Origin of the sequence: Saccharothrix sp. HUAS TT1 (assembly GCF_040744945.1) — a bacterium.
Taxonomy (GTDB): Bacteria; Actinomycetota; Actinomycetes; order Mycobacteriales; family Pseudonocardiaceae; genus Actinosynnema.
This window is the reverse complement of record NZ_CP160453.1, coordinates 1,150,660-1,176,826: the sequence shown is the minus strand read 5'-3', so window position 1 is coordinate 1,176,826 and position 26,167 is coordinate 1,150,660. Positions and strand designations below refer to the sequence as shown.

Below are 26,167 nucleotides of genomic sequence, written 5' to 3'. Positions count from 1 at the left end.
GGCGACCATGAGGAAGATCGTCGCCAAGCTCAGCAGGTTTCGACTGGCCAAGCGGCCCACTGTGATCATCACGGTGGCTCCGGCTGCGGAGACGGCACTGACGGTCAAGGACGACAGCAAGGGGGCGGCGATCGAGGCGTTGGTGGAGATCGATACCTACCGCCAGCGCCTCGCCGCCGACAACCCGACGCTCAACCAGGCCCTCGGCGGCATCGAACTGACGCTCGCTCGTCAGCTCGGCGAGCAGTTCCGTCCAGTAGACCGAAGGAGAAGCTGAGGATGCCTCTCTTTCTTGCGTACATGGCCTTCATTCTGGCCGGGGCTGCCGGGGTGCTCATCATCAGCGGCTTGATCTACGTGGTCGTGAACTTCTGGTGGGCGCTGCTCCTCCTGCTCGTGGGAGGAGCAGGCTGGCTGTACCGCTACCACCCTGGAGTACGAGCCAAGCGCGAGCTGCGAGCCGCGGTTAGCCGCGGCCAAGAGCAGCGTGAGCGCATCCGGAACGCTACGTGGCGAGCCAAGGCCGACATGGACCGCATCGCACGGGACTGGAAGCGCCGCTCGTGAGAAGGCTCCGGGCGTGGATGGTGACCGCGATCCTCTTCGCGGTCACCATCCGCTTGCTCTGGTGGTCGGTAGAGCCGCTGGTGCCCTACATCGTGGCGGGCCTCTTCATCGTCACGATCATCGGCTTCGTCTGGTTCCGCTCGACGCGCTGGTAGGCCGAGATGGTCCTGCGCTTGCCGTTGGGCAGGGCCATCTCCAGCTCGTTGCCGATCGTCTTCGCCATGAGCAGCGCCAGCATCGCCGACTTCACGCTCATCACGCCGTTCTCCTCCAGGACGGAGCCCGTCTCGTGGAACCTCCTGATCAGTACCGCACCTTCGACCTTGCCTTTCCCGACGATCTCAAGCCGCAGCAAGTACAGGCGTGGCTGCGCACGCTCGTCGGCACGGCGCCGAGCGGCCTGCGGCGCATCTTCAACCTGCCGACGACCGTCTTCGAGGTCGTCGTGACCGACCGCATGACGACGTATCGCCTTCGCGTGCAGCCAGCGCAGGCTGACTACGTCGCGGCGCAGCTGCGCACCTTGATTCCCGGCAGCAAGGTTACGCCGGTCGCCGCGCCGCTCCCCGAGCCGTGGAACGAGGTGGTCGAGTTGGGCCTGCGCCGCCTCTCGCGCACCGTGCCGCTGCCCACCGCCGAGGAGTTCGCGGCCAGCCTGCTTGCCAGCCTCCAAGGACTGAAGACCGGCGACATCGTGCTCATCCAGTGGGTGGTGACGCCCGCGGCCGTCGAGACGCCGCCAACCAAGCAGCGGGGCGGGCGGGATGAAGCCGACAGCTTCTGGTGCCGCAACCCTGACGAGGTCAACGATCGCCGCGCCAAGCTGGAGGAGGCCAACTTCCTCGGCGTGCTCCGGGTGGCGTCGCGGGCATCCAGCGACGAGCGGGCTGGCCATCTGCTTGGCCGCATCAAGACGGCGCTCGGCAGCGTCCGCGGTCCTGACAACCAGTTCGTCCGGCGTCCGGTGCTCTCTCGGCGCAGGCTCATCGAGCGCGTCAACCAGGCCAGCGGCTCGTGGCTATATCCGGCGCGGGTGTCGGTGGGCGAGCTGGGCAGCCTGCTCGCCTGGCCGGTGGGCCAGCCGCATGTCGCTGGGTTGCCGAGTGCAGGTGCCCGGCACCTGCCAGCGACCGAGGTCATCCCGCGGACCGGTCGCGTGGTGATGCGCTCCAACTTCCCCGGCGCCGAACGGCCGGTGGCGATCGGGTACAGGGAAGCCGTCCAGCACCTGCACGTGGTCGGTCCGACCGGCGTGGGGAAGACGACCTTGCTCGCTGGCATGGCGCGGCAGGACATGGAGCAGGGCTACGGCCTGGTCGTCATCGAGAGCAAGGGCGACCTGTTCCACGCCGTGCTGGACGCCGTGCCCGAGAAGCGCATGGACGACGTCATCGTCTTGGACGTCACGGATACCAGCTTCCCGGTCGGCTTCAACGTGCTCACCGAGGGCGACGCTCGCTCGGCCGTCGAGGAGCTATGCGCGTTGTTCGAGTACCTCTACCGCGAGACGCGCAGCGTCTACACCCGCGAAGTCCTCTACTTCGGCCTGATGACCTTGATTTCGCAGCCGGGCTATACCTTCGTCGACCTGGCGACGCTCCTGATGCCCAGGCGTCCGGAGCATCAGGCGTGGCGCGACCAGCTCGTCGGCTCGCTCATCGACCGGGAGCTGAAGCACTTCTGGCAGCGCTTCGACGCTCAAGCCAAGGCTCAGCAGGACCGCATCGTCCAGCCGGTGATGGACCGCATCTGGCAGCTGGTCGCCCGGCCGGAGATCCGACGCATCATCGGGCAGAGCACCAGTAGCTTCACCATGCGGGCAGTCTTGGAGAGCAACAAGATCCTGCTCGTCAACCTCGCAGGGCTCGGCAGGGACACGGCGGGCCTGGCCGGCACCCTGCTGGTGAACGCGCTCTGGAGCGCGGCGAAGCGCGTGCGGCCCAAGAAGCCGAACTTCCTGTTCCTCGACGAATTTCAGTCTTTTCTACAGCTTCCCCTGGAACCCGAGGACATGATCGTTAAGGCCAGGAGCTCCGGCCTCGGGATGGTGCTCAGCCACCAGCACCTCGGCCAGTTGCCGGTCGAGTTGCGCGCCGCAGCCATGGCGAACACCAGAAGCAAGATCGTTTTCCAGACAACGACCGACGACGGCCGGGTGTTCGCCCGCGACTTCGGCCGTCGAGTCGACGAACACGACTTCACCGGTCTCGGGCAGTACGAGGTGATCGCCCGGCTGATGACGCCGAGCGGCTTGAGCGATCCGGTCACCGGTACGACGTACCCGCCCATGAAACCGACCGGCACCGCCGCGCAGGTGCGGGCGCTGTCGCGGCGGCGCTTTGGACGTGCCGCCAGTGAGGTGGACGCGGCGATCGAGGCGCGCTGCACCGTCAGCGCCATGCACCCGAAGAAGCCCACGCTCGGTCAGCAGCGGTGGGGGTAAGCATGGCGACCTTCATGGAGCGGGACTACAGCAACGGCAAGGTGACGATCCAGGTTGACGGCCGCCACGTGGAGCTGGTCTTCGTCGGCCAGGACGGCAGGGTCGAAGCGTTCCACTGCGAGGGCACGAGTGCTCGACTTGCTGAGCTGATGACGGCGGTAGACGGCGAAGTCTTTGATCCGGATCTTCTTCATGACTGGGAGCTAGGAAGTCTGGACGACGGCCTTACGGGCCCTGCGAGCTGGTCATGACGACACGAGTCGACGAACTGTCCGAGCGGGACCGCGCGGTGGTCGAGCTAGTGGGTCGGTTCCGGCAACTGACGACCAAACAGGTGCGGGCGCTGAATTTCGCTGACCTGGCTTCACCGACACCGGCGGACCGCACGCTGAAGCGCCTGGTCGAGCGTAAGTACTTGGCGCGGCTTGAACGGCTGCTCGGTGGGCACCGCGGCGGGTCGGCGCAGTACGTCTACCAGCTTGGCCGTGCGGGCTGGAAGCTCGTCGGCAGGGAAGGCGCTTACTGGGCTCCGCGTGCTGTGAACCTCCACGCCTTGGCCGTCGCCGACTGCTTCGTGGCGCTCAAGGACGCGGAGCGTCGTGGCAAGCTGGAAGTCGTCACGTTCACCACCGAGCCGGACTGTCACCAGATCGTCGGCCAGGTGTGCCTGACGCCTGACGCTTACATCGAACTTGCGGTTCACGGCCAGAAGCTGACCTCATGGCTTGAGGTGGACCGTGGTACCGAGCACCTCGGCGTCATCCGGGAGAAGTGCGAACGCTACTGGAAGGCGTTCAACTCAGGGCAGTGGGACGGCGTCTTCCCGTACGTCCTGTTCGTCGTGCCGGACGATCGGCGAACCTCCGCCATCCAACGAGTTTTCCGGGCCGGGCCTGCTGAAGCAGAGCAGCTCTTCAGTGCGTGCACCGTTTCGGAATTTCCGGTGATTCTCTAACGATCATGTGGAGGGAGGATCTTATCCGCTATCAAGCTACTCGATTGGCAAGTGCGCAAAACTGATCACAAGAGGAGGAATGATGCAAAAACTGATGGGCAAGATATTGCCTGCAGTGATCCTCGCTGTCGCGAGCGTTCTAGTGCTGGCCCCACCGGCTTCGGCCGCGACCAAGACAGTGACCATCTCGATGGGTGACTGGAACTGTCGCCTGAACAATGAGTACAAGGGCTGGGTGTCGCGCTCGCTGATCGATGTTGTGCCGGGCAGCAACCCCCCTGCCTCGTGGCAGGGGGGTAGGAGTCGCACTGTCAACGTGATCTACCAGCCGGGTGGCTCAAAGGTCACAATCGCGGCGGTGGTCTTCTGTCAAACCAACTGGTTCGGCGGCGGCTACTACCGCGAGATCGCGTCTGGTCGTTGGGTGGATAATTCCACCGGGACTGACTGGCAGGTCTAGCCTAGAGTACTGTCGGTGTGCATGTGCAGTAGCGGCTGCGGTTCCGTCGGTGGCCGCTACTGCACACCACGCTCCCATTCGATCATTTTCATCCTGAGGTCATGCAGGTCGGTGTAGATACGTTCCTCGCCTTGCTGGATTCGACTGGTTAAGGCAAGGTAAAAACCAAATTGGCAGGCGAGGGCGAGTAGGGCGGCAGCGATGATGACTGCTGTTAGTTTCTTGTTTGAAGTCCGAATTTCTCCGTTGGGCATGGCGTGGTTCTCGTTTATGTTGCTATGTATTCAGTGTAGCAAATTTGCCGTTGGTGCTGCTAGCTAAAAGGGGTCTTGCATCGGTTTATGGCATCCTCTTGCAGGCTCGTCGATCATGAGTTGCGCTAGGGTGAGCCCGCACGTCTCACGTTGGTTTCTTGTTATGCTGCAGTCCCTGACAACGCTGATCGTGAGTGAGGCTTCCCGCATGGCCCAGAAAGTCCTCGTCCAGCTCATCGACGACCTCGACGGCACACCGGCCGAAGACGGTCAGACTGTCAGCTTCGCGCTCGACGGTGTGACCTACGAGATCGACCTCAAGCCAGGTAACGCCGACAAGCTCCGTAGCGCCTTGGCCGACTTCGTCGCAGCAGCCCGCAAGACCGGCGGTCGAACCAAGCGCAACACTGCTGCTCCTGGTGCGCGTCGGCCCGCGCCTGACGCCCGCAACAAGGAGCAGACCAAGGCCATCCGTGAGTGGGCCCGCAGCAACGGCCACGAGCTGGCCGACCGCGGGCGCATCCCGGCCAACGTCATCGAGGCGTTCGAGGCAGCGCACCGCTGATGAGCACTCCCGCCGAGTCCAACCTGGAGGTACACGGCGAGTTCTGGTTGCCCGGCGCCGACGACAAGAAGGTGCCGGGCACCCTGACCTTCAGCGCTGAAGAAGGCGGCTCGCTCAAGCTGATCGGCAGCTTCACCGAGTGGCACCAGTTCTTTGGGAAGGCACAAGCTAAGGACTACAGCCGCATCCTCGGCGAAGACGACAAGACCAAGTACACCCTCGACGGCTGCCTGCGTACCCGCGAGCGGCAGACCCTCGGCGGTGGTGCGCGGCAGAGCTTCTCCGTCGGGCAGGTCGTCAAGGACGCCTGGTTCGACAAGGACGAGGCCATCGAGGCTGAGATGGTCGACGTCGAGATCGACCATCTGCTCGGGTGGATGGGCATCTCCGGTCTCTCCGAGCAGGGAACGTTCAGTGAGGCTGCGGGTGGGGCTGTGACCGAGTGGCGCATCGTCGGCGTGCCTCAGCAGCCTCATGTCGTGGAGCTCCCCTTCGGGAAGCTGGAGCTGCGCCACGTCGTGCGGCCACCAGCAGGGGACATCACTGGCCTGCGCATGGGGCAGGATGTCTACGCCCGCTTCGACTTCGGGTCGTTGCATCTGCTCTCTGAAGCCATCGACTACGCCAGTGACCTCCAGGACCTGGTCAGCATCGCTACCCAGCGATCCGCAGCATTCAGGGGTGTTCTCCTGCACCACGAGGCGTTGAGCCTGCAGACCTCCAGCGGTCGCACAGAGCAGTGGCCCGCCCGGCTCTACAGCGCGTGGCGTGTGAAGGCCGATTCCAAGCCGGCTCGCGCCTGGGAGGATCGTCTCTTCACCTTCGAGGAGTTCGGCGGCATCGAGGGTGTCGGGCGCTGGATGCGTGTTGCCGAGACGTACCGCGAGCTGCTCGGTCGCATGATGATGACCCGGTACGCGAAGGACTCCATCGTCCAGGACGTGGTGGCCAGCAGGATCGCCACGCTTGAGGGCTTCGACCGGCAGCGCTTCGGTGGCAGCCAGACCAAGCTGCTGACCCGGCTCAAGCGGCTCGCCGCTCACGCTGGCGCACCGTTCGAGCAGTTGGTCGACGCTGACAACGTCACCGCCTGGTGCACGAAGGCCAAGGACTACCGCAACGACATCGCGCACCACCTCGCGCGCTACCCAGGTGTCGGTGGAGCGGAGATGCACTACGTCGGGCAGGCTGCCTACTGGTTGTTCGTCCTGTGCCTGCTCCGCGAGGCTGAGGCACCTGCGGCTGTCTACGACCGCCTGGTGCAGTCGCAGCAGTTCCTGTTCGAGGCCGGGGAGATACGAAGCTCCTTGTAGGAGTTGGAGCAGGTCACCGCTGCGCCCCAGCGACCACACCGAGACCTTCGAACAGCTCAAGCGCTCTCTCAGAGGCGCTTCTACCTCGTACGGCAGCCCAGCTACGGAGCTGCCGGTGCCAACTGCGACGCCCACCGCTTCGCCTCGTCACCGAAAACCTTGGTCCGCCACGCGCGGGTGATCAGCTCCTGCCACCCGACGAACGACTCGATGATGTGGCCGTTCATCTCGGCACGAGCCGCGTCGCTCGTGCTCGCTGACGACAACTTGGCCAGCAGCTCGGGCCGAACTGTGGTGAGTTTGTGGTGGAGTCCCTCCCACAGCTCCCGCGGTGACGGGTACGGCTGCGAGGCAGATGCCAGGTGATCAAGGTTGAAGAACCGACCACCTCGGGCGTAGGTACCTAGCGTCTCCAAGATGCTGTCGATGTACGGGTCGGCATCCACAGCGTCAAGCAGCTCGGCCATGTAGCCGGGCACGGTACTGCGGTCCTGCTGCGCCACGATGACGGCTCGCACATGACGCTCCATCCCGACGATGTCATGACTCCAGCCCTGCATGGTGGCCTTAGACGGCCACACCCCTGTCTCGTGCAGCGAGTTCATGCCCGCGCTGAGCTTGAGCAGCTTCTCGGCTCCTCCGGCCAGGCAGACGAAGACGGCATAGGCGTCGCGAGCTGCGAACCGGTACGACTTCAGTACGGCGAGCCCGTGCCGGAGCAGCGACGCGGCGGCATCGACCTCATCGACCAGAGCGCCTAGCTTGTCGAGCGGGATGCCGGAGGAGGTCATGAGGTTAGTCTCAGCTGTGTACGACCTGTTGTCCAACAGCTAGGCAAGCGCTGAACTGGTGAAACTGATTGATCATCTGAGCTAGCTAGAAGTTAGTTAAGGTAAAGCAACATGTAGTGGCGGTTCGAGGTGTTCGGCTACCTGATATCGGGTACCCGGCAGGTGTTTGCTATGCCAGTCGAGAGGTGCAGCAATGAGCGACACCGCAGGAAGAGATCAAGCGCCCGGTGGAGAGGAGTCTGACAGACCTGGCCTTCATGGTCTCTGGTTAGCGATACTGGGGATCGTTATTGGTGTTATCGCCTTAGTGGTCAAGACAAGTTTTTCGCTCTACGTGGATACTTGGTTGGGTGTTGTGTGGCTAGTTGTTGCTGCTATGGGGGTCGCGTACGCGATTGACCTCTTCGTGCTGGTCCATAGGGGACAAAGGCGAGTTGTGAGCCTCTCCTTTGCAGTTCTCGTCACCGTGGTTGCTTCAGCCTTGTTTGCTTACGAGGCCCAGCCACCCTCCCGTGGCGAAGGGAAGATCGACTGCAAGTTCGGCAGTTTCGGCTTTGGTTACGGCAGGAATGACGTGTGGGTCAAGGCCGACGTAGCCAAGGATGAACACTACAAATTTCATGTGATCTGGGGTGCCGTCGAAGCATTCAAAGAGGCGGACCTTTCCCGAGAAGTCTACTTCCTCTACAGAAAGAAGGACTTCTGGTCGAACGGGTACGCGACGAACGCTATTGACCCCGGCGTTACGTTGTCGTGCGGCAACGGTGCACCGCCAACGGAAGCGCAGATAATTCAGATCACTGATGATGACTGGCAGTTGAGAAAAAAGTAAAAAGTGGAACGGTGTTCCTTGTTTAGGGTGCCGGGTGCAGCGCTGGACGCATTTGGCCGCTATGTAACGACTTCGTCCATGCGCGCGACAAGAGGCTATATGGCGTCGTGTATAGCTGGAGGTTGGCGTCCGCATGAGCATCTGCAGTCAGCATGAAGTGTTGGATAAAGTATGCCGGGCGCTAGGCGATGTCACCATCGTGAACCCTGACGGCCGCCACTTCGGACGCCCCTTCATGACGGCCTATCAATTGGCTATCGAGTTCCAGCAGACGTACCCGGAGGTCGCTCGGGCTCTCGGCGTCGACGTAGGCAGCAGCGGCACAGGCAGCCGCACTAGCTCGGCTCAGTACCTCGCGCGTGAGTTATCATGGCGGATCAAGCAGTCAGATGACGACTCCCAGTCGAGGGTGTCTTCATATCGAACGACCACGTGAGTGCGCTCCACCACGCCGCTGCGGACGGAAACGATCTCGCTAGCAGTCTCACGGGCACTAGCTTTGACATCTCGTTGTTTCGGCTTCGCTCTGGAGGTTGAATCATGGCCTGGCAAACGACTGAGCGGCTGACCACCGGAGGGCAAGCTGAAATTTGGCTTGTCACGCACTCGGAGACGAGTGAGCAGGCGGTCATGAAGAAGTTGCTGCGAACTCCTCAGCTTAGTGATCCAGACGCAGAGCTGCGGCGATTTGAGCGCGAGATACGAATGCAAAGTAGGTTGAAGCACGAGGGCATCATGCCAGTGCTCGCGATCGGGACACATTCAGGCGTGCCCGTCTACGTCATGCCGAAGGCAGAGAAGACACTCGCTGACGAGATCGCCCTTCACGCAGGCGGTATGCCGATCGGGGTCACGGCGGCAATATTCTGGGATATTGCTATGGCCGTAGAATATGCCCATCAGCAAGGCGTGTACCATCGAGACCTCAAGCCGCCGAATGTTCTCATGGTCAACGGCAAGTGGAAACTTGGCGATTTCGGTCTATGTCGAGACATCCACAGTAATAGTACGACATTCACGCAGGTGAACTCGATTGTTGGCACTGTCGCCTACATGGCGCCCGAACAGTATGACGACGGGCACGCCGTAGGTCCGCAAGCTGACGTGTACTCTATCGGCAGAATCTTGTATCACATGCTTACCGGTAAATCGCCTTTTCCCTATTCTCGCATCGATCGGCTTCCTGTGGAGTTTCGATATCTCTATGCGAAAGCAGTGGCGGAAGAGCCTAGTGAGCGGTATCCTACTGTTTCTGAGCTGGCTCGTGAGTTTGCGATGATAGTAGTGGGAGACGATTCTCTGACCGTTCCCATCGAGCGGGCGAAGAACCTTCTAACGGCGGTACTAAGGCTTGAGTCTGGCGCTGCTCAAGATTTGCTTGCCTTGATCACGCGAAACGCGGATGATGAAGTATTCTTTAGCCAGTTCGTCTCGCGATTGCCGCCACCTGCTATAGCGATGTTGCAACAAGCGAACTCGCCAGCTTTTGCTAGCGTGGTTCGCACTTTTGATCGGTATACCGACGGTAGTCAGCCATTCAACTACGTGGATGTAGTAGCAGATTTCTTCGCCAATATATTCTCATTGTCGGTGGACCCGATGCTGCGCTCTCTGGCGCTACGGAAGATCATGAAAATAGGGGCTGGACACAATCGCTTCTATGTCGGTGAGGTCTTTGCGCGGCTTATCGCGGGATTGAAAAATCCACAAGACGTACTTTTGGCGCTGAATGTGATGAGAGAGGATCCGGCAGCGCTGGGGTGGTATCGGAACTACCTCGTGCAACACTCGTTGCCGGATGAAGTAAAGCAAATCTTGAATCAGGTAGGTTAGATAAAGTGTGACCATCTGCACGATTTGTGCGCTACCTGTTTGAAGTGTGCCCGCTCGAAAGTGCGCGCATCCCGTCAGTATGCGACTCGCGAGAGTATGTCACGTCGACGCGTGCGCTCTCCCGCCTCGTTGAATTAGACATTCATCGAACGATGTAAGCGAAGCACAGGAGGTCGCCACACCTCGGTCCAATGTGGCGGCTCCTATGTGCGCGCTGGATAAGTATATGTCCACACGGGTTAAGTCGCATGTTGCCGGTACGGAACCTCAAAGTCACTAGTTTACCGCTTTAAGCATCCGGTTCCTTCTGGGTGTGAACTCATTGATAAACTGACTCCGCGGCATGCCGAGAACCCTGGCCAGTTCATCTGAGGTGTACTCGTGCTCATCAAGGTGTACTTGGACAATCTCTGTTAGCACAGTCGGATTTTCCCTCGGGACTGGCAGAGGTTCAATAGGAAGATAGCCGAGCTTATTCATGTAAGCATGAAGGCTCCGGCACCGCCCCGGCGAGATGATGCCCAAGTGCTCGGCGCGAAGGATCAACGACTGCATCGAGACCTTCCAGTACGGCTTCAATGTTGCCGCCTTTTTAAGATCGATCTCTCGCAGATCACTTGCTACATCGGTCGCGGGCATCAAAAATTCTCCAGCAAACCGGTCCGCTTCGCGTTCAGCTTCTTCTCTGGGAGGTTCGCCCTCATGCATCACCATGTGACCAAGCTCGTGTGCCAGTACGAATCGCTGCTGCTCAGGCGTAAGGGTCGAGTTGACAACGAACAGTGGCGGCGAGCCTGGGTGCCAGACGCTGATGGCATTGATCCGGTGCGTCTCGAAGTCGTGCCGCACGATGACGCCACCAGCATTCTCGATGGCGTTGACAACGTTTCCTACGGGGCCAATAGGGAGGCGCCAGGCAGCACGAAGCCGCCTGGCAACTTCCTCCGGCCCTCCTGCTCCGTCCGGGTCAAGATGGGGAATGGTCATCGAAGCATCAATCTCGACGCCTTGCGACAACCGCTGGACACGCATACGCAAAAAGTTGACCTGTGCCTGGATGCGACGCAAGGTCTTCTGGCTCAAGCTTTGCTGCTTACGGTGGAAAAAGCTGGCGCTACCGAACCCGTAGACGTCATCAGGCCAACTCAGGAGGTCGGTCGTGACACCGAGACGCTCGGCAACACGCTTGAGTTCATCCTCAGTTAGAGGACGGGTGCCGTTCTCAGCCTTGCTGATGCTCGACTGAGCAATGCCACACGCGTCCCCCAACTCCTTCTGAGTGAGTCCCTGCGCATCCCGTGCTGCGGTGAGCATGCGCGGGTTCATATCACTCTCCTTCTGTGGCCTTCTTGCGCCGGGTGCTACGCACGCGAGGCTTCGAGACGGTCGGATCCGCGACGTCAGTCACGTGGACAGTTGCAGTGCGCTCGGCAGCTTCGGTAAAAATTTCGATGGGCGGCCAGAAGTGCTGACCTTCAACCGAACAGGTGATGGCAACCTTCTCGATGCCAGCCTCCAGCTCGTTGAGCAGGTAGCCCGCCACCAGGTGCGTGATCGGCTGAAGCTCGTCCTCAGAGAGTTCGAGGTGATGAGCATCGAAGGCTGCGGTCTGCTTGTTCCAGTTGCCCGACGTCTTCAGCGACTTGCCGCTGAACTTCTTGAAGCGGATGACGACCCGGTCGCGGATGCGAACCACGAGGAGTCCCCGCGACTCCTTGATCTGCACGCCGGGCTTGCCGAGGAGTCGCTGCTTCACCTCTGCCCTGATGAAGTCGTGCAACACGCGAGCCCGTGCGTGCGCCGTGAGGTCGGCAGGGGAGCCCTTCACTTGGGGCAGCCAATCGCGCCAGCGTTCCCACGCGCTCTGGAAGCACTCGTTGAGCACGGAGACGTGGTTCGACAGCGTCTCCTCGCACTGGGTGCGCGTCAGCAAGCTCGGCTCTGTCACAAGCGCATCTTGGCAGGTTGCAGAACCCCTGTCAATTATTCACACAGCGATTCCGGATGATCAGTGCCTGTCGGTCTGACCTGGTCAGGCGCTTGCGGTGACCTGTGTGGCCTCATGAGCTCTGCTTGCCTACGTTCGTGCCATGGTGGTCGAGCCGCTCCACCACTGCGGCTAGCGTCGTCCCCAGTGCCTGTGCGACATGTTGTGTCTCGACAACGTCCAGTCGCCGCTCGCCGGACTCGTACTTGCTGACGAAGGACTGCGGCTCGCCCAGGCGCTCGGCCACCTCGACCTGCGTCAACCCAGCTTCCTTGCGCAGTTGCCGCAGCAACTCGCGGAAGCGGCGGTACTCCGCGGCCGTGATGCCCTTGTCCACCGGTACAGATCACGACGACACTTGCCAATATCCCGAAATCGGATATCGTGGCCGTGTCTCGGTCGCAAAAGATCGACAGCGGCCCATGCAGTGATTCGTGAGGGGGTGAGTCATGCGCATCGCGATCAGCGGTGGTGGCGGCGGCATCTGAGCCAGCTACCCATGAAGGCGTGAGGACGGCCCTGGGTGTCTGTAGCACCCAGGGCCGTCGTCTACGTATTCAACACTACGACAAAACTTGGTACAATAAGGCTGCATGGCCACGTCGTTCCGTCAGCTGTATAAGACCAAAGCTCAGCTCGTCGCTGTGCTCCTTGCTGTCGGTGGCCTCGTGATCCTCATCTTCGCCAAGTGGCCACCACTGGCTGATCTCCTCGCGGCACTGCCGATCCCCATCCCGCTGACCGAACTTGGCTCGGGACTCTTCGGCATCGGCGTCGTCGGCTTCTTCTTCGAGCTCTTGGACCGCGAGCTTGGTGAGCAGCACGCCAAGGAAGGACTCCGCGAAGCCGTGCGTGCTGAAGCACCCGCCATCCGCGATGCGGTGCTCGACGCCCTGGCCTTCGACCCCAAGATCCTCGAGGGTGTCGCCTCAGATGACCAGCTCGATCGAGTCGCTACCAACGCCATCGCTCTACGGCTCAAGGACAGCGCCCTCGCGAGCGACCTCTACGCCGATCTCCGTGACCAGGTCATCCATGCGCCCGAGCGGTGGCATGACGTTGATGCCACGGTCGCCCTACACCCATGGAACGGGCGACCGGCGAGTGCCGCCAACTCGATGTTCGTCGCCACCGTCCGCTGGGAGTACAAGGTGCACCCAGCCACCAACATCATGCGCTTCGCCTGTGTCTCCGATCTGGCGGAGTACCGCGAACTGTTGCGCGACCAGGCCGTCACGTCAGTGTGGCACTTCGACCCATCGAGCGGTCTCGATGCCGCGAACCCGGAGGTCTTCGAGCTCACCAGCGTCACGGTCAACGGCAAGCCGCGGAAGGTACGTCGGACTGAGCGCACCGGCGCCCAGCTCTACACCGTCGACCTGGGCAAGGCGGCTCACAGCAGCGAGGAGATCACGGTGGCCTACACCTACCGTGCGCTCGTCCTCCGCCACGGACACCTGCTCTACCTCGACTTACCGAGGCCAACCAAGGGCTTCCACGTGCAGTTCGACTACGGCCAGGCGGGCATCCGGCGGATGAACACGCTGGACTTCTTCGCGAGCAGCCAGGTCTCCCGTGTCGAGCATTCCCGCCGCAGCGACGAGCCAAAAACGGTGAACATCAGCTTCGACGGTTGGATGCTGCCGCGGGCTGGGGTGGCGTTTGTGTGGGTTTTGGACGAAGAGTTGGCGAAAATGAAGTAGTTTGACAAACCGTTCACGCTTGTGTTTACGACGAGATTTGTTACGCTAAGTACGGTGATCGAGCACGTCGGCTCTCGCCATCTCGCATCAAGGTCTTGTAGTGGGTGAGCGTCACGCTTTCCTCGTGAGGCAGCGAGATCCACGCATCAATCGAACTCTCCCATTGGGGGTGAAGGCTATGCGTATCGCGACCAGCGGCGGCGGGGGCGGCACCTGATCTCCGCGCTACTATGCCCTTGAGCGTCTCCGGATGCTCAAGGGCTCTTTCAATATCCAGACAACGTCGCAAGGACATTCAAGGGTTGTTCGGTCCGCGTGTAGTGCAAACAAATTCCATGTAGTCTTATACTTGAGTGTTCTTGTGGGTTCTCCTATAGTAAGGAAAGTCGTGGTCGAACCATCAGGCGAAGCCGATGATGATCGTGGGCGTGTGGCACTAGGGCGACGGTTGATTTCCAATGCTCTCCAGTATTATCCGGCTGCGATCTCACAGCTATCCGGTCTTCGCAACCTGAAGCATGACAAGGATCTCTTGCCTCTAATGCAGCGGCAGCTTCGCATGCTGCTCGATGCGTTTCATCGGGACACGGCGGCTGCGTATGACATCCAAGGGTTTACCGATCAGGGCTGTGATGTACTCATCCGCCTTGAGAGTGCAGCTGGCCCGCAGTTTATCTGCATTCAGGTCAAGAGTCATGACGAATTGGCCAATCCAGAGATGGTTAATAAGTTACTCCTCCAGTACGGTGATGCTGACGATCACTACGCCCCGATGAGTAACTTCTACGTCGCACTTGCGGCCGATCTGAACGATGCGAAAAAGCAGCAGCAAGTGGTTAGGCGAGTTCAACAGAAGTTTGCCAAGAAGTCAAAAGCACGTGTCGTTGACCCCGCTTATCTTGCCACGTTCCTCCGGATGACGCCCTCGACAATGGACAGCATCGTCACTCAGACTCTCCGTAAAGGTGACCCGGTGATGACGGCGGCCCTCGCTGATTTGCAGCGGCACCCGCTCGCCGCAGCGATCATCTTGAGGATGACCGTCGGGTTGATTGAGGGCCGTACGCACTTCTCGCGTGACGAGTTGCTCCACGACCGATGGCTACAAGCTGTCGCTGAGTTGATCCCGTTACCACACCTGGAAGGCATGCAGGATAGTAAGTCGTGGGACAGAGAATTCATTGGTGAAGTCACTCTCAGGAGGCTGTTCGCTGTTCCACCATTTCATGACCCCGAGGCCATAGAAGCGATTGGAGGCGAGGAAGTTGAAGAGTTCTTCTCTGGCGACGTCGATGATCTCCTCGGGAATCTTCCGCCTGAACTAATTCGTCACTACCTCGCTGCGGAAGATACCGGACCAGGCGCGCCGAGTCGACTGCTGGAGATCATGGCAGAAGTGCTCGATGTGATGGAGTTCGACAACTCGGTAGGTACGCTACGATTGGACATCGACGAACACTCCGCACTGTTGTGTCTTGCCGCCGAGGGAAGAGTGCGGCACGGGCTTTCGGGTGGTGAATTGATCGGCTACCTTGTAAACCTGATCCTCACGAGCGAGGCGTGAAGACTAACTCCTATGGCCGCATGCAGATCCGTAGTAGCTGCCATGGATCGCTTCATGGCGCGCAGTTGCTTCCTCACGGGCGACCGTGTCCAACACTTCGTCCGCGAGCACCTGGGCAGCGCGCTTGGCAACGACCAGCATGGTGGCGAAGGGAACGGCCCAGGTTCCGTCACCTTGCGGGATGCTCAGCGGGTCGCTCGTCAGCTCCGTAGCGTCCATGTCGAGCAGCTTGGTCAGGGCAGGCAGGTCGTTGATGAACAGGATGCCGCCGTCCTTGTTGAAGCCAGTCTCGACGCAACTCAGCGCCGCTCGGTCGTCAAGCACCATCTCGGCAGCAACCAGCTCGTGGTCATCGCGAGGCCGCCAGGAGGCGCCGCGGAGGGCGGCCCAACGCTGGTCGTGGGCCAGCCACTCCTCAGCCTGGTCCCATGTCGTCTTGAGCCGAGCAGGCGAGACCCACTCCTCGCGCCCCTCGTACTCGTCTTCCATGAACCGGACCAACACCCGCGGCGGGCGATTGGTGCCGATGCGCCTGATCTGCACACGGGCCACCCGATCGCGCTGGTTGGCACGGTAGGCCCACTCCTCACCGACTTCCACAAGCTGCTCCTGATCAGCGATATCACGGCGTCAGGGAGCTTAGATAGGTCTCGACGTCGAAGCCGTAGTCGATGAGTCGGCGCCGAGCCGCCTCCAACTCCGCATCGCTAAAGAGCGGCCTGTACTCCGGCTTCAACGCCAGAGCCTCGATGCTGTGCTCCAGCATATTTGCCTCCCACAACGTGGTGAAGCCAGCGGAGATATTCGGTGTCTGGAGAAGCAGATGAGCTGCGCCAACCCCGCCGTTCATGGCGACCATGTGCAGGAATGCCTTCGCTTGGTAGTTAATCGTGCGAACCAGGTGCCGGTAGCCTGCCATTGTCTCGTCATGAAACTGTCGTTCGAGACTGATCACCTCAGGGTCGGAAGGTATTGTCACAGCATCTCCTCGCGCATGTCGGTGCTGCGCCATCTTAATTCCATAGAGGCAAGCCGCGCTACCAGATGCGGACCGTCTGTTCTAGGGGCATCCTTGTCATATCTTACGTCATCTAATCGTTCCATAACGCTGCTGGACGTGTTGAACAGGTGCTTGTTCGGCGGGTAGGGCTAAGAGTAGATACTCGACTCGTTGGCCTTCGTTTCTTTGCGCGTTATGGGTCTCTACCTCGCCCGCCTCTAGTGGGTCATCGTGCGAGTCGCTGCGCCCAGCTCATCCGCTATTTTTTTCATAAGCTCCTGCCTTACCGATAGGTCAAGAGGGGTCTTTTCGCGGTTATCGCTCCATGGTGAGTCGTTCGGGAAAGGCTCTTCCAGTGGAAACCTGGGTATAAGATGCGCGTGAACGTGTGGTTCTCTATTGCCCAAGATTGCTACGTTCATCCGATGACACTTCGTGGCGTTACGTATTGCTTCTTCGGCAGACCGAAGGAGCATCATGAAGTCGATATAGAGACCATGGGGCACGCCGGATATCTCCGAGTGATGCTCCTTTAGGGAAAGAATGCATCGTCCGGGGAATCGGCCGTCATCGTACAGGCCGAGCCAGGCCACCCCGAGATCTGCAATCGGCAGCCACAGTTGAAAGCCACACTGGCTACAGGCTGGCGAACCTACAGTATGGGGGTGCTTCCGGAGTACCTTGGCTCTGCTCATTACTCTCGATTCTAAAACAAAAGGTATCGTTCAGTAAAGTGAATGATTTTTGGTGACATGAAGATCTTTTGCAGGTTGACCTGCAGATCCTTACCCCACTGTCGAACGAGACCAAACTCAGGTTCGGTCGTAGGGTCGGACCTCGAGCACTCATCGGCGATTGTTGAGCGCCATTGGGCATCACCTAGTTTTTCGATGAACTTGTCGGCAAGTGTGACCGAGCTTCGCAGGAGTTCGGTAGCTTCATCGTCAAGCCATGGGGCCAAGCGCAGTAGGCGCAGGATTGATGGCTCGGTGTAAGCGGTGGAGAGATGCTGTGCAACGTTATTGTGGTCAACGTTTAGGCATTCCAGTAGCGGAACGAGGGAAGCGGCAAACGTGATTTTTCTCGAGATAAGAAGCTTCAGGTAACGTAGCGAGTACAAGGTTGACCCGAAGCTCTTTGCCTGGTAGTCAACCGCGATGGTGCGCCAGTACCTCACAATATCATTAAGCAGGAACCGCGGTACACTCTCTTTTCCTCGAACGCGTCCGAAGAGGTAGCGGTCGATCATGCTGTCGAGAAGTTGTCGATGCCTTTCGGGCTGGAAGAGTGATACGGATTCTTCTAGGAGCAGGATCCGTCGGGTGTGCGAGTGGTTGGTGTCATCTTCCAGTCCGATGCGTTCCACCATGTCCGAAGCTGAAGTTACTCGACCAAAGACGCCAGTTGCGCCTGGTGGTCGGACTTCATTGTCTTCGAAGAGCGTGAAACGCAAAGAGTCGGTATGTTGCAGCATGCGTCGCGCCGAGCCGGGATGCGGATCGAGCCCGTAAGTAACTACAAGATAGTCGAGATCGGATTCCGACGTGAACTCGCGGCGAGCAAGCGAACCGAATCCGACAACGTCAACGTTAACTTCACTATCTTGCACTGCCGAGTGCAACTGCACGCGAGCACGGTCGATCAGCATGTCGCTGCGGTTGAAAGATGCGTGAAGGGCAGGTACGGAGGCGGACGTGAGACCAACGGCGCGGAGACGCTCGACAAGTACCTTTGTGGTGTCTACTGCTTGCTCAACCATCGTGACCTCCTGACTCCATGGTGACTCTAGTTGGCACCATCGACAAGATCGCTCAGCGGGGCAAGTAGTTACAGGCGTGTCGCGCTTAGCCTCCTTATCGATCATGCCGTTGTCCGTGAGGTACGCGTGTGGGATAGGTAGAGTCGCACTTCTGGGCAAGCCCGGCTACCCCATGGCGGCAACCCTTAGGGCAGTCTCGACACGCAGGTGGCAGACGAGACGTATCAGTTCAGTAACGGCGCCCTGGGTCCTTGTAGCTAGGCTCCTGCCGTGATGCCAGGACGTGACCTCATCAGCCGGGCGACCCGCCGAGCCTTCCGCGACCTGGCCGCAGGGTTCCTGCTCCGTGACATCGATGGTGCCTGGCAAGACGAGGGCTTCGCGCCGACCGGTGAGCCCGACCAGGAGCAGGGAGAACGCCGCAGCAGATTTAAAGAGTACGAGGACAGCGTGCTGTGGGCGGACCATGACCACGTCACCCGTGCCCTCCGCGTCTTCGAGACCATGTTGTCCGGCTTTGAAGAGGAGCTGCCGGTGCTCCTCCGCGCCAAGCTCGAACGAGACGGCTGGACGATCACCGAACAGCGGCGGATCGTGCCCGTTCAAGGTTCACCTGCCGCGCCAGCCTCGCTCGCACACCTGACCGACCCCTCGGTCATCCTGGAGCACTTCGACCGCATCGCCCGATCACTGCCAGATCATCCGCGGGAAGCCATCGGCGCCGCCAAGGAGCTGATCGAGTCGACCGCGAAGGTCGTCCTGGTCGAGCTGGGCGAGCCGGTCGACGAACGTAACGACGACCTACCTGGCCTCATCAGCCGCGCGCAGCGAGCCCTGCATCTCCACCCGGCAAGCGCCGCGCCCGGACCGGATGGTTCGGACGCCGTCAAGAAGATCCTCGGCGGTTTGACGTCAGCCGCTGTCGGCGTGGCCGAGCTACGCAACCGCGGATACGGCACCGGTCACGGCCCGGCGCAGGCACCTGTCGGACTTCGCCCCCGCCACGCCTACCTTGCAGTCGGTGCGGCGCGCACCTGGTGTCAGCTCATCCTCGACACGCTGGCAGATCCTGAAGCACCGTGGCAGCGAGGCAAGCAGCCGTAGGAGATTCCTGGCGTTCAGCGCCCCTCGGCTTCAGCTCGCCAGACTTCCACGATGTTCGATCGCAGTGCCCGTCCCGCCTTCAATTGGAACCGCTTGCCCTGCGCGACGCCCTCGGCGAACTCTCGCAGCCGCTCCACCTCGTTGAAGTTGAAGCCGTTGGCGTACGACCAGATGCACAGGTCGTCGACGTCATACCGGTAGCCGGCCTTGTGCAGCACCTGCAACGTCTCGATGGCGTCGCGCCGGTCGAGGACTCCGGCCAGGCTGTTGCCGTGGTTGACGCTCTGCTCAAGCCAGCTCATGGCCACCTCGACCACCGGGTCGAGCCTGACCTCACTGCGTGGATGCACCTGACCGTCAACCACGCTGCGGGCATGATGTCCGGCCAACCAGTTGATGCAGTCCTGGTCGCTGTCGCCCCACTCCATGACGCACAGCGCCGTGACCTTGGAGCGAAGTTCCTCGGACAGCAGCTCCAGGACGTCGTCGGTCGGCCAGGGCGCAAGTACTGGTCCCGTCGACCAGGACGACGCCCTGCCCAGGTTCCGCGGCCAGGCGACTGCCGCACCGGTAGTCAGCCGGTTCAGGGTGCGATCCCCCTCGCTGCTCGTCTTGCTCGGGAACAGCACCAGCGGCGCACCTGTTTGGTCGCGTAGCCACGCGGCGGCGTACCGCGCCATCGCCTCGCGGTCACCAAGACTCCACGGCACATAGAAGACGTCGTAGGGCACTACGCGCTCGGTCATCTCGCCTCCACCAGGTAAGCCGATGAGCATAACGGCGTTCTGGTGACCGAGCGTGTGAAGCGTTCCCCGGTGGGGCGACAGCGTCCGGCTAGTGAACCCACGATCCTGGCGCCCGCGAACGGTACTGTCTCGGTAAGAAGTGTTGCAGGGTAAGGACATCACCCGACCCCGCATCCCTCAGCCATCAACGATGGCTACGCATCGCTGGAGCGATCTAGTAGGACCGGTGGTCCACAACTTTTCGGCTACAAGACCGCCGATCGGCGGTTCCGCACCGCGTCAGTGTTGGTCCGATGGGATCGATATCTGCTCCTTCACCCTATTGGTGGAGAACGACTACCTGTCCCGGTGCTCGTCGCCAGGCCGCATGTCGTTCGATCAGACTGGTTCATCACCGGTTGGCGGACGTTCACTTCGGTCGGAGCCGACTGAAGCCATCAACCAACAGCGGATTAACTGCCGCTAAGTGTTGACGTAAGGAGCGCGAAGGTACCCCTCTGCCTGCGAGAACGGCGATGACTGCAGTGCGCTGATACGTACATGACGAAGCCGGAACAGGACACCTGTGCGAGCGATGTGCCTACGTTGTATGCAATGTGCTGCATGGTTTTGATGGCTACGTGGCTCGGAGTCGGTCGGACAGGCGAGACACACGAGTCGAACGCAAGCTGTGATGGCGAGGTTCCGCCAAAGCGGTGAATGTCAAGTAGTACAGTGCGAAGTTAGAACACGCAGAGTTTGCTACGATACCTGCCGAACATCACACGAAAGTGTGAATAACCCGGTAGTATGCGTATTGCGACGCTATAACTATGACGCCACTCGCAGAGGTGGTGTTGGGACCCGTTGGGTTCAACGAAAGGCCCGCCGTCCGGGTCCGTCCAAAGCCAAGGCTCGGGCGGTGGGTTCAAAGCTAGACCACGTCCGATGTTGCAGAGCGTTACGGCTCTCCACGGACGAGTGACGCCTTCCCCGAATGGGTACGGTTGCGCTGTCGCGCTTGATAACGACCCCTCACCTCTGTTTTTCTTATGACGTGCTCACCGCAAGGTCCTTGGACGGAGCCGGGCGGCGGGTCTTTCGTTGAACACCAACAACGTAGGGATGCGACTGATGCTATCGCCCTCGTAGAGGGCTACGTCCTACCTTCTTCCAACACCAGCCGTATAAGGAACGCGACTGTGCAGCTTACTTTGCAGGGCGGTACACCCCCTGCCTCCTCCTCGCGTCGTCGCTTGACGAGTTTGATCATGCCGCTCTCCTTCGTCGCAGCCTATTTCATCGACGACACGATGTCCTCACTACAAGTTGACTGGTTGACGACTCCACTAGGAGCGTTGTGCGCTGGGCAGCTCATCCTTCAGACGGTCGCCTACATATTGAGTCGCTTTGAGCTCTACGGCACCTTCTCGTTCGCGCTGACGGTCAACATCGGGCGAAAGCTGTCACAGGAGTAGTCAAAAGCTCGCAGAAGATAGATGGTCAAGCGGCCAAGACGTCGCAAATTAGAGCGGGCCGACGGGTGATCACCCCGTCGGCCGTCGGCCCGTCCGTCTGTGCAAGGTTGAATGAGCCCGTTGCTCCGCAGAAGATGCGGAGCAACGGGCGAGACTCAGTACATCAGCGTCCAGCACTGTTCCTTGGAAGCAGCCAGAAGCCGAGCAATGAGCGAAGCGAACCCGCCTTCCTCGATGAGAGGCTCGAGCGTCATGCTCTCGAAGGCGATGCTGTGCCGGATGGTCAGCCACTCATCACCACCGTTGGACTGATTGATGAAGCACAGGTCCCGGTAGTAGAAGGCTGTCCCGAGCGACCAGTTGCCGTGGCTGATCTGCTCCGCCAGCTCCTCCACGCTGAAGCAGCCGACGAAGCTGTCCCGAGTGAACGGCGGGTCGTCTGCCGCCGTGATCCACATGTTGGCCTGGCCGAGCTGGTACCACGTCTCCCGGAGCTGGTCGTCCAGTTTCGGTACGACTCGCACCTCCCGCACGGCCGGCTGAATCAGCCCGAACCGAGCGGCGTAGCGGTACGCCTCCGTCCAAGCGGTGAAGACCATCTCGTTCTGGCGCCACTGCTGGCTCGTCCCGGCCAACGCCTGCACGCAGAAGCGCTTGGTGGTGAACAGGAGGTCGACCAGGTCGAGGGGAGCAGTGAGGTCGTCACCATGGTGGTCGACCGGTCCGACAACGAACGCCGGGCCGACGATCATGTCCGCCGCTGCGCGCAGGGCGCTGTTGTGCACCCATGCCAGCGCCGTCGCCCGCGGATTGACGGGCAGCCTCTCGAGCTTGCCTTCCTCGTTGAGGTAGAGGCTGGCCGGTGGCCGGTCAAGCGTGACCACCTCGAGGTTGCCGCCGACAATCTGCCGGTAGGCGCTGAGGTCGTGTGGTTCGATCTGTTGCTGACGGATCGGCTGCCGTTCGTCGGCAGGGATCACGATGGCTGTGAGCATGACGAGTGCTCGCTTCTGGACCGATAGGCGTGTGCCTGGCGGGCGGTCCGTTCCGCGCCAGGCCGCGCACCTCGATCGTCTGGCGCGTGGCCTGCTGCGGTCTTTTGATGACCCGTCACTTCCATTTAGTCATCTGTGCTACGGCTTGCATATGGTAGAAAACATAAGTGCCTATCAGGCGGTGGCAGATATTGCGGGTGCCCTGGAGAGGACAAGGTGTGTCTGGCGTAGTCCCCAGCCGTGACCTAAGTGAGTGTTCTCAACGAGCATAAGCGTTGTTCACTCAGCCTGTCACGTACGCCGCGCAGCCGCACTTTGCGGACTTCATGCCAGGTGTCTAATCGTGGCAGTACTTGCTTGATCATTTGCGCCACGTGGCGCATACTAGAAATGTATGAACAGTCAAGAATTTATGGAAGACATGAAGCAGTTACTCCGAGCCGAGATCTCGGGGGCGGTGCAGCACCTAGATAAACGTATCGATGGTCTTGAGCGTCGCATGGATGGCATTGAACAACGCATGGCCACGAAGGAGGATTTGGCGCAGCTTCGGGAGGGGTTTAAAGCTGACCTGAATGAGTCCCATGAAGCCATTGCTGAAACCCTAAACACTGGCCTGGATTCAGTTGCCGCCAAGCCGCAAGTCGATGATCACGAGCGCCGGATCACACGACTTGAGCATCGCTCTGCCTAGTACTATGGCAAACGAGGAACTGTTCAAAAAGCTCAAGATCTTGCTTAGTGAGGCGTTGGATCGCCAGAGGGCGCACTACGTAAAGAGATGCAAGCCTCGCTCGAAATCACTCTCTCGTTTCCTGTGACTTTGACGGCTAAGTTGACGGCTCCGCACCTGACACCACTGTCTTCCGCACGTCTCGGCGACTCTATTACCTCTGTAATCCGGCCGTGCAAGGCGCGATCGACCGTCCTGGCGGCCGCTCCGCCCCTCCCTTGCGTATCGTGAAAAGTACGGTGACGGGATGTTGGGCGTTATTGATCGGCATTGTTATCGTCCGTCGTCTGTCAACGGCGACCAATTCGATCGGTCGATGATACGTTGGCTATAGTAACAGTTGCCCATGTCGTGTCGATCTAGTCAATGTGCGCAGACAAGATGATCCGGCGCCGCTCCAGACGCACGGTGCCGGACGACTAACCGACCAGAGTTCATCTCGACGCCCTAGGCGAGCTGGCCTAGGGAGTAATCCGTGGTTTTTACTGGGCGGAACAGCTATTGCGTTGGTCAGTCTGATCGCTGCTCTGCTCGGCCCTGTACCTGAATTAACTCGTCCCCGGACTAAAGTTTCAAATATCGACGTAAAATCGACTAACACGGATAGTGTGACCCAGTTCATGCTTCCACTTGGTGCGCCGTTCCATGAGGCCCCCGAAGCGTTTATGTTCTGCACTCCTCCAGTGCTAGCCTGGCTCGAAAAAGTTGGCATGGAGGTTCCGCCGAAACAGAATCTGTCGATCAGAAATACAGCGGAAGACGGGGCTATGCTCTCCATGAGCAACATTCGAGCCGTCGATGTACGTAAGTCCGAGCCAGAGCGGATGATCCGGTTCCATTGTCCCAACGCTGGACTGGGTGATTCGGTTTCCCTGGATGTGCGCCTGGATTTCGACTTGCAGGCTAAAGTGCGCGACCGAGAAACCGAGGAATATAAGCCTTTCGCGTTCAATCTTGAACCCGGCGAGCAGGGCTCTATTGAAATCAACTTCAAGCGGGACGAAGTGTATAGCTACTCGGGCAGGATGGTCGCCGACGTCTTAGCTGGTAACAGTGTAGAGACTATTGAACTGCCTCTTGATGGTTCTGGTGATGGATTCAATTTTGTTGGCACTGGTGAATTTACACGTCTTGAGATGGGGCCAGGTGACTATAGGAAAAAAGGGGTTTTTAAGTGCACTTTATATGATCGACTTAAGCGCTGGCGGGAGGATAAGGGAGTATCCAATTTCGATTGCAGTGCAACTCAGGTGCGCTATATTCTTGCTAGCATGAGATAATAAAGTTGCGGACTGTAAAGGCTTTTTGATGACCGGCGAGCCAATGCTGTTTCTAGAACAGGGAAGCGGGATGCGTTAGTTGTATCTTGGCGCGATGGAAGGGTCACCTGGGTCGCAAGGGGGGAGTGACTCTGACGGCTAAGTTGACGGCTACTGTGCCCAATATCCACTGCCTTTCGGCACGTTTCATCCGCCCTCTCACCTCTGTAATCCGGCCCTGCAAGGCGAGCCCGGTCGTCCTGAAGAGCCTTGTGTCCCCAGTTCGAGTCTGGGAGGAGCCACCAAAGAAAGCACTCACCCAACAGAGGTGAGTGTTTTCTTTGGGTTGTGCTTTGCCTGGTACCTGGGCCAAGTTGACGGCTAATTTGTGACTTTGACGGCTAAGTTGACGGCTACGCTCACTGTCGTCGCCGTCCTTCGCGAAAAGCTGGTGCTCGACCTTCTCCAGTGCCACGCGCTTGTTGGTCATATCCACATGCTGGTAGATGGCAGTCGTGCGTGTGTTGCTGTGACCGAGAACGACCTGAACGTCCCGGTCCGGTACTCCGAGGTTCTTCTGAAGGGTGCCATTCGAGTGGCGGAGCCCATGCAGAGTGATAGGGCGAAGATTGTATCTTGCACAGATGCGGCGAAAAGAACGGAAGACGTTGCGTGCCTCGATCGGGCGCCCGGTCTTGGTGGTGAAGACGAGTTCCTTCTCATCGCCGCCACCCTGCCACGAAGCGCCTGCAGCTTCTCGTGCTGCTGTCTGCCTGATCTGCTGCTCCATGAAGACTTGCCTAACGGTTGTGAGCAACGGTTCATCGCGGTGGCTGGAGGAGGTCTTAAGTGGTACTTGCTGGAGTTGGCCAGCGATCCGCTGAACCTGCTGTCTTATGCGGAGTTCGTTGCGTTCAAAGTCGACGTCAGACCACCTGATGCCTCGAACCTCGCCGCTTCGGAGACCGTAAAGCACGAGCACAACAAACAGTGGGTAGAGCGGATCTGATTTTGCGACTTCTAAGAAGAGTTGTACCTCGCCAGCGTTCCAGTACTCGGCCTCATCGGGTTTATAGGTGGGCAGTTCCACGAGCCGTGCGACGTTGCGAAAGATCAGCTCTTGGCGCATAGCCCATGTGAGGGCAGCGCTGAGAACTTTGCGGATCTGGAAGAGGGTCGCTTCTGTGATACCAGCGGCTTGCCGTTGGTCGAGAAAAGTCTGAACGGAGTGGACGGACAACGTCTTAAGGGCATGTGCCCCGAGATGAGGCTTCAAGTGCAGGCGCACCACGCTTTCCGCTCGCTGGTACGTGAGCGGTCTCCGCTTCGTGTGTACTGCCTGTTCGAGCCAGTAATCCAAGTACTCTCCGACGCGCCAGTTCCTGTCTGGACTCGGTATGCCCCGCTGTGTCTGCAGTCGCGCTTCAACGAGCGTGGCGCTCACCTCGGCATGGGTCGTCCCGTAGAAGCGAAGCCGCTTCCGCTTGCCGCTCGTCGTGTCGACGTAGAGCGCTGCCTCGTACCGGCCGTCCTTACGCCGATAGATCGACCCTTCGCCATTAACGCCACGACGAGCCATCTACTGCAAGTCCTCGGCGAGCCGCCGTTTTATATAGTTTGAGACGCTACATACTGGGATTCGGCGGCTACGTCCGATGGTGATCGTCTCGATCGCCCGTGCTCGGATCAAGTCGTAGAGTGTCCACCGGCTGATGCGGAGCACCTGGCAGGCTTCTTTGACCGTTAGGACAATCGGCCGCGGCTTGTCGGCCCGACAGTCATCATCCGGGGCACTGTGATCTAACTGGTTGGTGTTATTCGATACTTCTTCTGGCATAGTGCTTCTC

At 59.9% G+C, this 26,167-nt stretch carries 29 protein-coding genes; 16 read left to right on the top strand and 13 right to left on the bottom strand.

Annotated elements, in window-relative coordinates:
* Nucleotides 1–7: 7 nt before the first annotated feature.
* Together AB0F89_RS05750 and AB0F89_RS05745 are read left to right on the top strand one after the other, a co-directional pair.
* Complete coding sequence (locus AB0F89_RS05750) at nucleotides 8–277, top strand: hypothetical protein (protein ID WP_367133292.1); 270 nt, start codon at nucleotides 8–10, stop codon at nucleotides 275–277.
* Nucleotides 278–300: 23 nt separating this feature from the next.
* Nucleotides 301–567, top strand: coding sequence for a hypothetical protein (locus AB0F89_RS05745; RefSeq protein ID WP_367133290.1), 267 nt, complete (start codon nucleotides 301–303; stop codon nucleotides 565–567).
* 85 nt (nucleotides 568–652) lie between these two features.
* Here AB0F89_RS05745 and AB0F89_RS05740 read toward each other — a convergent pair whose 3' ends face one another.
* On the bottom strand, nucleotides 653–823 hold the full coding sequence (locus tag AB0F89_RS05740) for a hypothetical protein (protein WP_367133288.1): 171 nt from the start codon (nucleotides 821–823) through the stop codon (nucleotides 653–655).
* Nucleotides 824–856: 33 nt separating this feature from the next.
* Here AB0F89_RS05740 and AB0F89_RS05735 point away from each other — a divergent pair, with 33 nt between their 5' ends.
* From AB0F89_RS05735 to AB0F89_RS05720, 4 genes are all read left to right on the top strand, one after another.
* Nucleotides 857–3,010 (top strand): type IV secretory system conjugative DNA transfer family protein, encoded by a 2,154-nt coding sequence (locus tag AB0F89_RS05735; RefSeq protein WP_367133286.1) that lies wholly within the window; start codon nucleotides 857–859, stop codon nucleotides 3,008–3,010.
* Nucleotides 3,011–3,012: 2 nt separating this feature from the next.
* A complete protein-coding gene (locus AB0F89_RS05730) occupies nucleotides 3,013–3,261 on the top strand; it encodes a hypothetical protein (RefSeq protein WP_367133284.1) in 249 nt (82 codons plus the stop codon).
* Complete coding sequence (locus AB0F89_RS05725; protein WP_367133282.1) at nucleotides 3,258–3,965, top strand: replication-relaxation family protein; 708 nt, start codon at nucleotides 3,258–3,260, stop codon at nucleotides 3,963–3,965. The genes AB0F89_RS05730 and AB0F89_RS05725 overlap by 4 nt, the downstream gene beginning before the upstream one ends.
* Before the next feature lie 79 nt (nucleotides 3,966–4,044).
* Nucleotides 4,045–4,425, top strand: a complete 381-nt coding sequence (locus AB0F89_RS05720) for a hypothetical protein (RefSeq protein ID WP_367133280.1) — start codon at nucleotides 4,045–4,047, stop codon at nucleotides 4,423–4,425.
* 56 nt (nucleotides 4,426–4,481) lie between these two features.
* Here the strand turns inward: AB0F89_RS05720 and AB0F89_RS05715 are convergent, their stop codons facing one another.
* Nucleotides 4,482–4,679, bottom strand: a complete 198-nt coding sequence (locus tag AB0F89_RS05715) for a hypothetical protein (protein ID WP_367133278.1) — start codon at nucleotides 4,677–4,679, stop codon at nucleotides 4,482–4,484.
* A 163-nt stretch (nucleotides 4,680–4,842) separates the two neighbouring features.
* Between AB0F89_RS05715 and AB0F89_RS05710 the strand changes: the two genes are divergently transcribed.
* Both AB0F89_RS05710 and AB0F89_RS05705 read left to right on the top strand, forming a co-directional pair.
* Nucleotides 4,843–5,244 (top strand): Lsr2 family protein, encoded by a 402-nt coding sequence (locus AB0F89_RS05710; protein ID WP_367133276.1) that lies wholly within the window; start codon nucleotides 4,843–4,845, stop codon nucleotides 5,242–5,244.
* Nucleotides 5,244–6,557 (top strand): HEPN domain-containing protein, encoded by a 1,314-nt coding sequence (locus AB0F89_RS05705; protein ID WP_367133274.1) that lies wholly within the window; start codon nucleotides 5,244–5,246, stop codon nucleotides 6,555–6,557. The genes AB0F89_RS05710 and AB0F89_RS05705 overlap by 1 nt, the downstream gene beginning before the upstream one ends.
* A 101-nt stretch (nucleotides 6,558–6,658) precedes the next feature.
* On the opposite strand, the gene AB0F89_RS05700 is transcribed toward AB0F89_RS05705, so the two are convergent.
* Nucleotides 6,659–7,348 carry a hypothetical protein gene (locus AB0F89_RS05700; protein WP_367133272.1) on the bottom strand — a complete coding sequence of 230 codons (690 nt, stop codon included), beginning with the start codon at nucleotides 7,346–7,348 and terminating at the stop codon, nucleotides 6,659–6,661.
* A gap of 193 nt (nucleotides 7,349–7,541) precedes the next feature.
* Here AB0F89_RS05700 and AB0F89_RS05695 point away from each other — a divergent pair, with 193 nt between their 5' ends.
* Both AB0F89_RS05695 and AB0F89_RS05690 read left to right on the top strand, forming a co-directional pair.
* On the top strand, nucleotides 7,542–8,180 hold the full coding sequence (locus AB0F89_RS05695) for a DUF308 domain-containing protein (protein ID WP_367133270.1): 639 nt from the start codon (nucleotides 7,542–7,544) through the stop codon (nucleotides 8,178–8,180).
* A gap of 540 nt (nucleotides 8,181–8,720) precedes the next feature.
* Nucleotides 8,721–10,013 carry a serine/threonine protein kinase gene (locus AB0F89_RS05690; protein WP_367133268.1) on the top strand — a complete coding sequence of 431 codons (1,293 nt, stop codon included), beginning with the start codon at nucleotides 8,721–8,723 and terminating at the stop codon, nucleotides 10,011–10,013.
* Nucleotides 10,014–10,289: 276 nt separating this feature from the next.
* Here the strand turns inward: AB0F89_RS05690 and AB0F89_RS05685 are convergent, their stop codons facing one another.
* The 3 genes from AB0F89_RS05685 to AB0F89_RS05675 form a co-directional block, all read right to left on the bottom strand.
* Entirely contained in the window at nucleotides 10,290–11,339 is a 1,050-nt protein-coding gene (locus tag AB0F89_RS05685; RefSeq protein WP_367133266.1) for an ImmA/IrrE family metallo-endopeptidase, read from the bottom strand.
* A gap of 1 nt (nucleotide 11,340) precedes the next feature.
* Nucleotides 11,341–11,961: a hypothetical protein gene (locus tag AB0F89_RS05680; protein ID WP_367133264.1), complete on the bottom strand. Its 621-nt coding sequence runs from the start codon at nucleotides 11,959–11,961 to the stop codon at nucleotides 11,341–11,343.
* Nucleotides 11,962–12,073: 112 nt separating this feature from the next.
* Entirely contained in the window at nucleotides 12,074–12,337 is a 264-nt protein-coding gene (locus tag AB0F89_RS05675; protein WP_367133262.1) for a helix-turn-helix domain-containing protein, read from the bottom strand.
* Nucleotides 12,338–12,593: 256 nt separating this feature from the next.
* Between AB0F89_RS05675 and AB0F89_RS05670 the strand changes: the two genes are divergently transcribed.
* Together AB0F89_RS05670 and AB0F89_RS05665 are read left to right on the top strand one after the other, a co-directional pair.
* The gene (locus AB0F89_RS05670) at nucleotides 12,594–13,703 is read left to right on the top strand and encodes a hypothetical protein (RefSeq protein ID WP_367133260.1); all 1,110 of its coding nucleotides are present in this window, start codon (nucleotides 12,594–12,596) and stop codon (nucleotides 13,701–13,703) included.
* A gap of 388 nt (nucleotides 13,704–14,091) precedes the next feature.
* Nucleotides 14,092–15,267 (top strand): hypothetical protein, encoded by a 1,176-nt coding sequence (locus AB0F89_RS05665; protein ID WP_367133258.1) that lies wholly within the window; start codon nucleotides 14,092–14,094, stop codon nucleotides 15,265–15,267.
* Between the two features lie 3 nt (nucleotides 15,268–15,270).
* Here AB0F89_RS05665 and AB0F89_RS05660 read toward each other — a convergent pair whose 3' ends face one another.
* From AB0F89_RS05660 to AB0F89_RS05650, 3 genes are all read right to left on the bottom strand, one after another.
* Nucleotides 15,271–15,867, bottom strand: coding sequence for a hypothetical protein (locus tag AB0F89_RS05660; RefSeq protein ID WP_367133256.1), 597 nt, complete (start codon nucleotides 15,865–15,867; stop codon nucleotides 15,271–15,273).
* A 22-nt stretch (nucleotides 15,868–15,889) separates the two neighbouring features.
* Nucleotides 15,890–16,279, bottom strand: coding sequence for a hypothetical protein (locus tag AB0F89_RS05655; RefSeq protein WP_367133255.1), 390 nt, complete (start codon nucleotides 16,277–16,279; stop codon nucleotides 15,890–15,892).
* Between the two features lie 694 nt (nucleotides 16,280–16,973).
* A complete protein-coding gene (locus AB0F89_RS05650; RefSeq protein WP_367133254.1) occupies nucleotides 16,974–18,026 on the bottom strand; it encodes a hypothetical protein in 1,053 nt (350 codons plus the stop codon).
* A gap of 273 nt (nucleotides 18,027–18,299) precedes the next feature.
* Here AB0F89_RS05650 and AB0F89_RS05645 point away from each other — a divergent pair, with 273 nt between their 5' ends.
* Nucleotides 18,300–19,130, top strand: a complete 831-nt coding sequence (locus tag AB0F89_RS05645) for an abortive infection family protein (RefSeq protein ID WP_367138723.1) — start codon at nucleotides 18,300–18,302, stop codon at nucleotides 19,128–19,130.
* A 14-nt stretch (nucleotides 19,131–19,144) separates the two neighbouring features.
* Here AB0F89_RS05645 and AB0F89_RS05640 read toward each other — a convergent pair whose 3' ends face one another.
* Nucleotides 19,145–19,876, bottom strand: a complete 732-nt coding sequence (locus AB0F89_RS05640) for a hypothetical protein (RefSeq protein ID WP_367133253.1) — start codon at nucleotides 19,874–19,876, stop codon at nucleotides 19,145–19,147.
* A gap of 1,250 nt (nucleotides 19,877–21,126) precedes the next feature.
* Here AB0F89_RS05640 and AB0F89_RS05635 point away from each other — a divergent pair.
* A complete protein-coding gene (locus tag AB0F89_RS05635) occupies nucleotides 21,127–21,333 on the top strand; it encodes a hypothetical protein (protein ID WP_367133252.1) in 207 nt (68 codons plus the stop codon).
* A 155-nt stretch (nucleotides 21,334–21,488) separates the two neighbouring features.
* On the opposite strand, the gene AB0F89_RS05630 is transcribed toward AB0F89_RS05635, so the two are convergent.
* Entirely contained in the window at nucleotides 21,489–22,328 is an 840-nt protein-coding gene (locus AB0F89_RS05630; RefSeq protein WP_367133250.1) for a DUF3846 domain-containing protein, read from the bottom strand.
* Nucleotides 22,329–22,722: 394 nt separating this feature from the next.
* Here AB0F89_RS05630 and AB0F89_RS05625 point away from each other — a divergent pair, with 394 nt between their 5' ends.
* Both AB0F89_RS05625 and AB0F89_RS05620 read left to right on the top strand, forming a co-directional pair.
* A complete protein-coding gene (locus AB0F89_RS05625; RefSeq protein ID WP_367133248.1) occupies nucleotides 22,723–23,022 on the top strand; it encodes a hypothetical protein in 300 nt (99 codons plus the stop codon).
* 647 nt (nucleotides 23,023–23,669) lie between these two features.
* Nucleotides 23,670–24,341: a hypothetical protein gene (locus tag AB0F89_RS05620; protein ID WP_367133246.1), complete on the top strand. Its 672-nt coding sequence runs from the start codon at nucleotides 23,670–23,672 to the stop codon at nucleotides 24,339–24,341.
* Between the two features lie 103 nt (nucleotides 24,342–24,444).
* On the opposite strand, the gene AB0F89_RS05615 is transcribed toward AB0F89_RS05620, so the two are convergent.
* Nucleotides 24,445–25,899 carry a tyrosine-type recombinase/integrase gene (locus AB0F89_RS05615; protein ID WP_367133244.1) on the bottom strand — a complete coding sequence of 485 codons (1,455 nt, stop codon included), beginning with the start codon at nucleotides 25,897–25,899 and terminating at the stop codon, nucleotides 24,445–24,447.
* Complete coding sequence (locus AB0F89_RS05610) at nucleotides 25,900–26,157, bottom strand: helix-turn-helix domain-containing protein (RefSeq protein WP_367133242.1); 258 nt, start codon at nucleotides 26,155–26,157, stop codon at nucleotides 25,900–25,902.
* Nucleotides 26,158–26,167: the final 10 nt, after the last annotated feature.